The organism is Acrocarpospora sp. B8E8, assembly GCF_039871605.1.
Classification (GTDB): Bacteria; Actinomycetota; Actinomycetes; order Streptosporangiales; family Streptosporangiaceae; genus Acrocarpospora; species Acrocarpospora macrocephala.
Map to the genome: position 1 here is coordinate 1 of NZ_JBDPLV010000146.1, position 9,115 is coordinate 9,115.

Below are 9,115 nucleotides of genomic sequence, written 5' to 3' on the forward strand. Positions count from 1 at the left end.
GCATCGGCTCTGGCTGAACCTGTGCCCGCGCTGCTGGCACCTGCCCTGGCTGAACTCGCGCCCGTACTGCTGGCATCGGCTCTGGCTGAACCTGTGTCTGTGCTGCTGGCACCTGCCCTGGCTGAACCCGCGCTCGCGCTGCTGGCATCGGCTCTGGCTGCACCCGTGCCCGTGCTGTCGGCACCGGTTCCGGCTGAACCCGTGCTTCCGGTGTGGCGAGGGCCGCTCGCGCGGCAGGTCGAGCGGTCGTCGGCCGGAGGTGTCCCGGGCCGAGTATCGCTGGAGCCGGTGGTGTGGGCGTGGGCGGTGTCGGGGTCAGCGGTGTCGGGGTCAGCGGTGTCGGGGTCAGCGGGACTGGCCGCGGCTGTGTCGGGGTCAGCGGTGTCGGCGCGTCCGGATGTGCTCGGCGAGGGCGATGCCCCCGTGCCTGGTGTGGCGGGTGTGCCGGGCACCGCGGTGGAGGCCGCATGGGTGGAGTCGGCGTCATGAGTGGGGTGGTCGTGTGTGGGGTGGCCGGTGATGTGGTCGGTGGGGAGGGACTCGGCCCGGACCAGGACCAGCAGTTCGGTGGTGACCTTCCTGCTCAACAGCGCCGACAGGGCGTCGGCCTGGCGGACCCGGAGTGGGCGGTCCTCGTCTTTGCCTTTCGGTCTGGCGTAGGCGGTGAGGAACTCGCGCAGGCGGGCGCCGGCCTCCCGGGGCAGCCGGAACTCCCCCTCCACACCGCCCGTACCAGACGGGCGCACGAGCAGGAAACGGGCGGCGTAGTCGGTGTCGGCGTCATCCTCCAGGCTGCCGGGGTCCAGCAGCTCACGCAGGTACCGCCCCGCCTTGCCGATCTCCGCCGGGGAGGCGCGGTCGGCCAAATCCAGCAGGATCGGCTCGGCCAGCCCGGCCTGCGCATCGTCCAGCTGGGCGGTGACCCGGCAGATCGCCTCGACCGACCCCTCAGCCAGCGTGCCGGACGCGAACCGATCCCGGACGACAGGCAGCCGGGCCAGCTGCATGGCGAGCCGGATCAGACGGGAGGCGCCCGCACCGCTCATCCCCGCCGAGGCGCGCAGCCAGGTCCCGGTGGAGGCGTGCCCGCCGCTGCCGGCACTCCTGGCCTCACCGGACGCATGCACCCGCCCCACCCGCGCGGCGATCGCCGAGTCCAGCCGATCCTGGGCGAACAGCAGATCCTCCGTCTCGCCCACGCACACCCCGCAGCCCTCGGGCAGGTCGGTCACCGCAATCCGGGAGGCGAGCTGTCGCAGCGCGGCCACCAGCACTCCCGAATCCCCCGGCTCACCAGAGCCCTCCGGCCCCGCCGAGCAGCCGCCGCCGGTGCAGCGGCCGGCGTCAGAGGAACGGCCGGCGTCAGTGGGGCTGTCGGCCGAAGGGCCAGCCTCGGTGAAGTGGCCGGCGTCGGTGGAGCGGGAGCCGTCGGTGGAGCGGGAGCCGTCGGTGGAGCGGCCGGCTTCGGTGGAGTGGCCGGTGCCTGTGGAGGAGCCGGTGTCGGGGGAGCGGCCGTGGAGGAACTGCTGCCGTGCGTTCTGCTGCCCTGCCTCGCCGTCTGCCTCGCCGTAGATGTTGTCGCCGTATATGTTGCCGTATGTGTCGCTGTAGGCGTCGTCGGTGGAACGCTGGGGCGGGACGTAGTCCGGGTCCAGCATCGTGCCCTTCAGGAAGGCGGGCAGGGCGCGTCCGCGGGCGCCCCCCGCATGGGAGGGATCCCGCACGTCGAGCGGAGACCCGAGCATGGAAGGCGCCCCCCTTTCGCACCGGTGGATCCGAACAACCACCTTCACGCTATCGGGCGGCTACGACATAAAACCTGGCCTTGATCCGCGACAAAACCGCAGGTCACGCGTCCCAGAAAAGATCTACCTACCCGCCGCCATCCGAAGAGCCAGCCGCCATGGCCCCATCTGGAGCAGGACACCAACCCGCGGACCCTCAACCCGCGAAGAACGACCGGTGCAAGATCCGGACCGCTTCAGCTCCATCGATCCTCGCGATCATGCGCGGCTACGCAATCGGCACGCTGGGCCTGCTCAACTTCACCAACATCACCGACGAATCCACTGTGCCCGCGACGACTTTCACAACCCGCTGATCGCTCGGTCTCACGATCTGAGAACTCCTTCAGCCCTGGCGGCCAGGGCCTCTTGAGATACGCGGTCAGGTCGTCGGGAAGAGCGTGACCGGGGCCGACGCAGACGCAGGCGGAGTGGGCTGAGCGCAACAGCTGACCTGGCGTATCAGCATGCGTGAGAGCCTGGCTTCCTCCCCCGCCGTGGCCATCGAGCCCCGGTGCGCCCATGCGGGCACACGGATGATCAAGATGTCTGAAGCAATTGGCGGTGTACGTCGACCAGGAGGACGAGCCCTGCCTGAGTGAGCACGTCGATCAGGATCGGGTGCAGGTTGGCAAATCTGGTGTTGCCGCATTGGCGGGGACAGGACACGGAGCGGTCAGTCGGTCCAGCCGGTCGTCGAGGACCAGGATGTCGACGGCCTGCCGTACTGCGGTGGCGGTCGCGGCCGGGTCGGTCAGGCCGATGCGCGCGGCGATACGGACGCGCTCGCGGACCGGGTTGCCGCGGGTGAGGTCGGCGAGGGGGATGCGCAGGGCGGTGGCAATGCGGTCGAGTTCGGCGATAGCGAGCTGGGCGCGGGTGCCTAGCTCGATCCGGGCCAGGGCGGGCTGCGACAGGTCGGCTAGCTCAGCCAGTTCCCGCTGGGTGAGGCCAGCCCGCTCCCGTTCGCTGCGGACGCGTTCCCCGATGGCGTGAATGTCCATGGCTCCCTCCCTTCTTGAATCAAGGACACTGCTTTGATTCAAGAAGGGACGCTGCCGCCTGACCTAGACCACGGGGGTCTCCGGCTGGTGCTCGGCCGTGTCCCGGGCTCCATCTCATCCATGATCAGCCGAAGGCAGGCGCGATAGCCACTCCCGAGCCTGCGCAAGGTGGGTGTCGGTGAGGCCGAATCTGGCGTCGACGTGGATCAGGAGGAAGTCGCCGACTCCGGGGTGGTTGCTGAGATATTCCTGGTCAGCGGAATCGAGCATGTCATCGAACCAGACGAACGGCCTGCGCTGCACGTAGGCGGCGACGGCTCCGGTCTTGAAATGCTCCCCGCCGGACGAGGACAGATAGTCGCCGATGGGAATGACCGGCAGGCGGGGCAGCCCGATGCGCGGGCTGATCTCGTCGTTGGCCTGTTCCTCCCAAGTGGTGGCCCACACCAGCTCGGCGCCGCATTCGCGGGCCATGGTGAGCAGTTGCGGGCCGTGGCGTGGGTCGAGCAAGATCTTGTACGGCTCGCCGTCCACAATGCCGGTGTAGCGCCGCCACGCGAGCGACGAACGGCGTGACGGGTTGAGCACGCCGTCCACGTCCAGCAGCACCATCGGTGTCATGGTGATCCTTTACGGAGTTCCAGGGCGAGTGTCCGCAGCCAGGGCTGGGCGAAGGTGGGTTCGGTGGCCAGGTGGCGCGCTATCGCCGTCCGGGTCGGATGGCTTCGGCCCTGCTCAACGTAGGCGACGGCCTCGGCCAGCGCGTGGGCGACCTTCTCGCTGCGCCGAGGTGCGGTGACGGTCTCGTCAGCCCAGAGGGTACGTCGGAAGGACGGGGCGATCTTCTCCTGGGAGTTGCCGAGGTAGTCCCACAGGGTGCCGGGGATGGACACGTTGGTGATGGCGCTGCGGGGCAGTTCGTCGGTCCAGTCGGCGTCCTGCCACCAGCGCCAGGTGCTGGGGCTGGTCTTCTTGCGTGCGGTGATGCCCAGGAAGCGCAGCTTCAGCCGGATGACATCCCATGTTTCGTGTTCGTAGGCGATCCAGTCGCGTAGGAAACCGTACAAATGGGTGAAGGTGTGGCCCCCGTAGACCAGGTCGGCGAAGACGATCGGGCGTGCACGGCGGGCCAGGCCGTACGGGCTGATGCCCATCGCCTCCAGGTTGATCCGCAACTGCCGGACCTCGTGGACGAGCAGCGGTTTCTCGAACCGGTAGGAGAACGGCAGCAGGGAGACCCGGTCGGAGCGTGAGGTGCCGGACAGCGCGCCGGAGAGCACGTCAAAGATGCTGTCGGCGGAGCGGCCGACGAAGTAGAGGGCGCCATCGCCGCTGCGGGCCAGGACCTTGGCCGCGCACTCGATCAACGGCTCCAGATAGTCCAGCGCGACTTCTTGGCCATCCAGGAGCGTGCCGAGCTGATCACGGCGTACCAGATCCCACCGGAACGGCCGGTGCGGGGTCGTCACCGAACCATGGTTACGGAACCTGCCAGTCCGAAGCATCCGGTTTCTCCACCGGATTGCCGCGGCCTCCCACCGGCGCAGGGGACCGGTTCAGGACATCCGTAACCTGCTATGGCACGATGACAAAAATGGTGTCCCAGTTGGGGCCTCATGAAGGGGCTCAAGCGAGCCGTAGGAGGCGACACGCCTTGAGTGGGGCCCTGCACGGGAGTGAGCCTGATCATCCCTCACGTGAGGCGGTCAGGGAACGCAAGGTCGTCAAACCAACTCCCGCCGAGCTCATGGAGGACACCGGGACCGGTCTGGACTACGGGATCCGGCCGGACCGCATGCCTGGCTACATCACCCCGATCGATCGCTTCTTCCTGCGCAGCCACGCACCGACTCCCCATCTGGACGCGGCGAGATGGTCGCTCCGGATCGAAGGAAGCGGGGTACGCGAACCGATCACCTACACCTACGCCGATCTGTGGAAACTGCCGATGGTTTCAATGATCCGCACAATCGAGTGCGCCGGTAACCGCCGCACGCTGTTCGGCGAGGCGTACGGACATAAGTTCGACGGCACCCAGTGGGATCGCGGTGCGATCGGCACCGCGGAATGGACCGGCGTCCGGTTGCGCGACCTGCTCGAACCCGCGGGGATCACGCCGGAGGCGTGCGACGTCATGCCCGAGTCACTCGACGAGATCCACGCCCGCCGGCCCATGCCTCTGGCCAAGGCGCTCGCCGACGACACCCTGCTCGCGCTGGCCATGAACGGTGAGACGCTGCCGCCCGATCACGGGTACCCGGCTCGGATCGTGGTGTCCGGATGGCTCGGCGCGGCCAGCATCAAATGGGTGGGCCGGATCGAAATCTCCGAACAACCCCTGCACGTTCCGTGGAACACCGAAGACTACGTGCTGATCGGCCCGGACTACCCTCCGCGGGCGCCCTCACTTGGCATGCCGATCACCGCCCTACCGGTGGCGAGCCTGGTGGAACTGCCCTGGCCGGCACGGCTGCGGCCGGTACCGCAAATCATCCGGGGGCGTGCGTTCGCGGGGGAGAACCGGGTCGCGGCGGTCGAATACCGCATCGACGAGGGCTCCTGGCAGGAGGCGTCACTCGCTCCACCGGAGATACCGGCAGCGTGGGTACGCTGGCAGTTCGGTTGGGATCCCGAGCCCGGCGATCACATCATCCGGGTACGCGCCACCGACGACCAGGGCCAAACCCAGCCCGACACCGTCCCATGGAATGACCTCGGCTACCTCTATCACCCGGTGCTGTCCCACCCCATCCGAGTCGAATCCACGCCTTGAGGCCGTAATAGGGCTCAGAGAACAAGCGGACGAAAGCATCCGGGTGTTACGTGGATCAAGCGTCTACATTCTCGATACAAGAATGTGATAAACATCACAGATCGTAGATCAATCCAACGCTCTATCGCTGAGTGTTATGCATGGTAACTTAAAGTGATGTCGAAATGTGTCTAATTGTTGCGAACATCGACATTTCGCTTCCCCCCTTCAAGCAGAGTAAACGTCGATTCGACGGGAAGGGCGTCGGCTATGCCTATTGGATCACGCTAATTCGGAGTTCCCGGCGCCCCGATCCATCGCAGAGGTCGTAGCTTTCTTCTCAAAGGATTGTCACGGCGGGGGCGGATTGGCCTCCTGCTGCCGCTGTGATAGATCTTCCTTATGAGGATTGCGATCAGGTGGATTGGCGATCCCAAGTTCGACCTTCAGCGTAGAAGGCGGGAAACGATGATCGTTAATAATGGAGTCAATGATCCGACTTACTCCTGCCGGGGACTCTAATGTCGGGGAGTCGGAGAAGGCGGACCAGGTCAGCGCTTGAAAGGACTCCCGCTGCCAAATCCGGGCAACGGAATGCGAGGCCTGCACAGCACGCTGCCGCTGCCAGGTGGCAGCGGCTCTGGCCGAGGGCGATCGGCACCACGGGGCGGAGGGTGGGCCTCGTCTTGGGCCTCGGGGGCACCGGACTCGGATCCGTGATGATCCTCAAGGGCTATGCCCTGCCGAGCGCAGCTGGAGTTCTTGGCTTCATCGCCTCTCTGCCTGTTCTCGTTCTCGTGATCCTGGCGCTGGCAGCCTTAGGGTCGAGCCGGGAGGGCGACACGTTTCGGAGGCGGGTCTATCTGATGGAGACCTTCCTGATGCTGCTGACTGGTCGTTCGCGGGGCACAACCAAGCTCCCCGATGAGATGGCGGTAGGCAGCGAGACTGGGGCGCAATCTTCCTCGGCGATTTCCTCTGGGAGACCGGAAGAAGCCCTGCGTGCGAAGCTCCTGGATGCCGAAGCCAAGGTCAAGGACATCGAAGCGGTGCTGAAGATCTATCGGACAGCGCTTCAGCTTGCTGTCGTCCAGTGGGGGGCTTCCAGTGCGGAGTCCGGGAAGCTAGCAGCAGCATTCGCGGGTGAGATAGAGCAAAAGATCAAAGATATGGCGCCAGATCATGCCGAGCTCAGGTCGAGTAGTACTGTAAGGCCCGCAGGAGACGAGGTGGACGAGCGCTGGCTTCAGAGAGGCCAGAGGGAGGTGGTTCCGCAATAAGCGCAGCGCAGCCCTGATACTGGTCTTGAAGTCCTGGCAACACGCCGCAACTCCGCCGTACTTCACTGAATGGCCCAGGTCGAGTGGGGGACCTTTGCCGGACGAAGCCGACCATGAGCAGGTCGGCCGTCGCAGCCGCGGATCGCTCACCAGGCGAGCCAGAGTTCCTGCCAGGTCTTGTCATCTGGGAGATCGGTCTCCGGCAGGTTATGTGCGTGCTGGAATTTCCGCAGCGCCCGGCGGGTGTTCGGCCCGAAGTCCCCGTCGGCGCCGTCAGGACCGACGCTGAAGCCGTGCTGGATCAGCAGTTCCTGCACGCTGCGCACGTCCAGTTCGCTGATGATTCCCGTCGTCACCGAATTCGGGAAGGACGGGACGCGGGACGGCGAGGATGTGCCGTTGTAGGCGGGTCTGCCGTACCCGACGACGTGACGCAGGTTGCGCGACCGGCGCGCCACGACGTTTGACGTATTGCCTTCGATCGTCTGGATCGTCGTGGCGGAGCGCACCTTCTCCACCACGCCGACGTGCTGGATCCCCGGCTCGGAGTCGGGAAAGTCGAAGAACACCACGTCTCCCGCGCGAATGCCGGCGGCTCCCTTGTGCCAGCGTCCGTTCTCCTTGAACCAGTTGGCGTGCGAGGGCGTGAAGGCGAAATCGCCCACGATCTTGAGCATGTCCTTGCCGCCCGCCAGGAGCGCGCACTCGGCGAGGAACATGTCACACCATTTGGCTCCGCTGAATATGGGGGCGCGGTGGCGGATGCCGTACCGGCGGCCGAAAAGGGACTGGCTGCGCCCCTCTCGGTAGCCTTCGAAAGCGGCCATCATCTTGAGCAGGTCGCTGGCCTTAGGCACCGGCGGCCACCTCCCGGTCGATCGCGTCGTAGTCGGGAGCTTCCAGCGGCAGGTCCGGATCGTCCGGCTGGGGCGCGCCGTCCCCGGGTTCTGAGGGGAGGATCGGATCATCCTCGGGGGAACTTGTCATACTTCACGATGGCGTTCACGATTTTGTCCGCGCATGAGTAGACCCGTACTCATTTCCGGGCCCGTGCGCCGGACGGACCTGGGGTGAATGCCCCGTGAGACGTTCCCGCCATTTGGCGGGTGGTTCCCGCCGCGTGGCGCTCGATCGGGACGCGGGCTCGGATCACGATGCTGGTAGGCGGTGATGTCAGCCGCGCGTAACACCATCGACATCCAGGAGCCGATCATGACCGTACCCACCCCGCCGCCGTTCGACCCCGAACTGGCCGCGGCGCTGACCGTGATGGCGGAGTTCATACCGCCGTCGCTGACGATGGAGACGCTGCCCGCGCTGCGCGATGCGTCGTTCATGCCGGAGGAGGACTTCACCCGCGGCGGCACGATCGACGTCACGGAGCTGACCGTCCCCGGTCCGGCGGGCGAGCCCGACATCTCGCTGCTCGTCCTGCGCCCGGCGGGCGAGACGGGGCCGGTGCCCGCGCTCTACAACATCCACGGTGGCGGCATGATCATGGGCACCAACCGGCTGATCCCCACCGAGATGCTCGACATGGTCGTGGAGCTGAAGCTGGCGGTCGTCTCGGTGGAGTACCGGCTCGCGCCCGAGCACCCGCACCCCGCGCCGGTCGAGGACTGCTACGCGGGCCTGGTCTGGACGGCCAAGCACGCCGACGAGATCGGCGTCGACCCAGGGAGGATCATCGTCGCGGGCGCGAGCGCGGGCGGCGGCCTCGCGGCGGCCGTGGCGCTGCTGGCACGCGACCGGGGCGGCCCCGCCCTGATCGGCCAGCTGCTGATCTGCCCGATGCTCGACGACAGGAACGACACCGTGTCCAGTCACCAGATGGCGGGCCTGGGTGTCTGGGACAGAACCTCGAACGACACCGGCTGGACCGCGCTGCTCGGGGACCGGCGCGGCGGCCCCGACGTCTCCCCGTACGCCGCGCCCGCGCGGGCCACCGACCTGTCCGGCCTGCCGCCCACCTTCGTCGACGTCGGCTCGGCCGAGACCTTCCGGGACGAGGACGTCGCGTACGCCACCGGCATCTGGCAGTCGGGCGGCGTGGCCGAACTGCACGTGTGGCCCGGCGGGTTCCACGGGTTCGACATGATGGCGCCGCAGGCCTCGATCTCGCAGGAGGCGAAGGCGGCGCGGCTCAGGTGGCTGCGGCGGATCCTCGGCGCCTAGCCCCGTTTTCCGCAGGTCTGTGATCGTCACCGGAGCTGCCGTGGATCCACCCCGAGGAGATAGAGGAGATCGAGCTGGGTGGGGGTGGGCTGCGGGATCACCGGTGGCGTGGCGAGGTGG

At 67.0% G+C, this 9,115-nt stretch carries 8 protein-coding genes and 1 pseudogene; 3 read left to right on the plus strand and 6 right to left on the minus strand.

Annotated features, from left to right (window positions below):
• The 4 genes and pseudogenes from ABGB08_RS53705 to ABGB08_RS53720 all read right to left on the minus strand — a co-directional run.
• Positions 1 to 1,745 (minus strand): annotated as a pseudogene (locus ABGB08_RS53705) (hypothetical protein); the annotation flags it as partial.
• Between the two features lie 650 nt (positions 1,746 to 2,395).
• The gene (locus ABGB08_RS53710; RefSeq protein WP_347608039.1) at positions 2,396 to 2,788 is read right to left on the minus strand and encodes a helix-turn-helix transcriptional regulator; all 393 of its coding nucleotides are present in this window, start codon (positions 2,786 to 2,788) and stop codon (positions 2,396 to 2,398) included.
• A 114-nt stretch (positions 2,789 to 2,902) separates the two neighbouring features.
• Positions 2,903 to 3,409 carry an HAD domain-containing protein gene (locus ABGB08_RS53715; protein ID WP_347608042.1) on the minus strand — a complete coding sequence of 169 codons (507 nt, stop codon included), beginning with the start codon at positions 3,407 to 3,409 and terminating at the stop codon, positions 2,903 to 2,905.
• Positions 3,406 to 4,257 carry a hypothetical protein gene (locus ABGB08_RS53720; RefSeq protein WP_347608045.1) on the minus strand — a complete coding sequence of 284 codons (852 nt, stop codon included), beginning with the start codon at positions 4,255 to 4,257 and terminating at the stop codon, positions 3,406 to 3,408. The genes ABGB08_RS53715 and ABGB08_RS53720 overlap by 4 nt, the downstream gene beginning before the upstream one ends.
• A gap of 185 nt (positions 4,258 to 4,442) precedes the next feature.
• Here ABGB08_RS53720 and ABGB08_RS53725 point away from each other — a divergent pair, with 185 nt between their 5' ends.
• Positions 4,443 to 5,561: a sulfite oxidase gene (locus ABGB08_RS53725; protein ID WP_347608048.1), complete on the plus strand. Its 1,119-nt coding sequence runs from the start codon at positions 4,443 to 4,445 to the stop codon at positions 5,559 to 5,561.
• Positions 5,562 to 6,259: 698 nt separating this feature from the next.
• Positions 6,260 to 6,820, plus strand: a complete 561-nt coding sequence (locus ABGB08_RS53730) for a hypothetical protein (protein ID WP_347608051.1) — start codon at positions 6,260 to 6,262, stop codon at positions 6,818 to 6,820.
• Between the two features lie 146 nt (positions 6,821 to 6,966).
• Here ABGB08_RS53730 and ABGB08_RS53735 read toward each other — a convergent pair whose 3' ends face one another.
• Both ABGB08_RS53735 and ABGB08_RS53740 read right to left on the minus strand, forming a co-directional pair.
• Positions 6,967 to 7,677 carry a peptidoglycan-binding protein gene (locus ABGB08_RS53735; protein WP_347608054.1) on the minus strand — a complete coding sequence of 237 codons (711 nt, stop codon included), beginning with the start codon at positions 7,675 to 7,677 and terminating at the stop codon, positions 6,967 to 6,969.
• Positions 7,670 to 7,807, minus strand: a complete 138-nt coding sequence (locus tag ABGB08_RS53740; RefSeq protein ID WP_347608056.1) for a hypothetical protein — start codon at positions 7,805 to 7,807, stop codon at positions 7,670 to 7,672. Before ABGB08_RS53740 ends, ABGB08_RS53735 begins: the two co-directional genes overlap by 8 nt.
• A gap of 225 nt (positions 7,808 to 8,032) precedes the next feature.
• Between ABGB08_RS53740 and ABGB08_RS53745 the strand changes: the two genes are divergently transcribed.
• Positions 8,033 to 8,995: an alpha/beta hydrolase gene (locus tag ABGB08_RS53745; RefSeq protein ID WP_347608059.1), complete on the plus strand. Its 963-nt coding sequence runs from the start codon at positions 8,033 to 8,035 to the stop codon at positions 8,993 to 8,995.
• Positions 8,996 to 9,115: the final 120 nt, after the last annotated feature.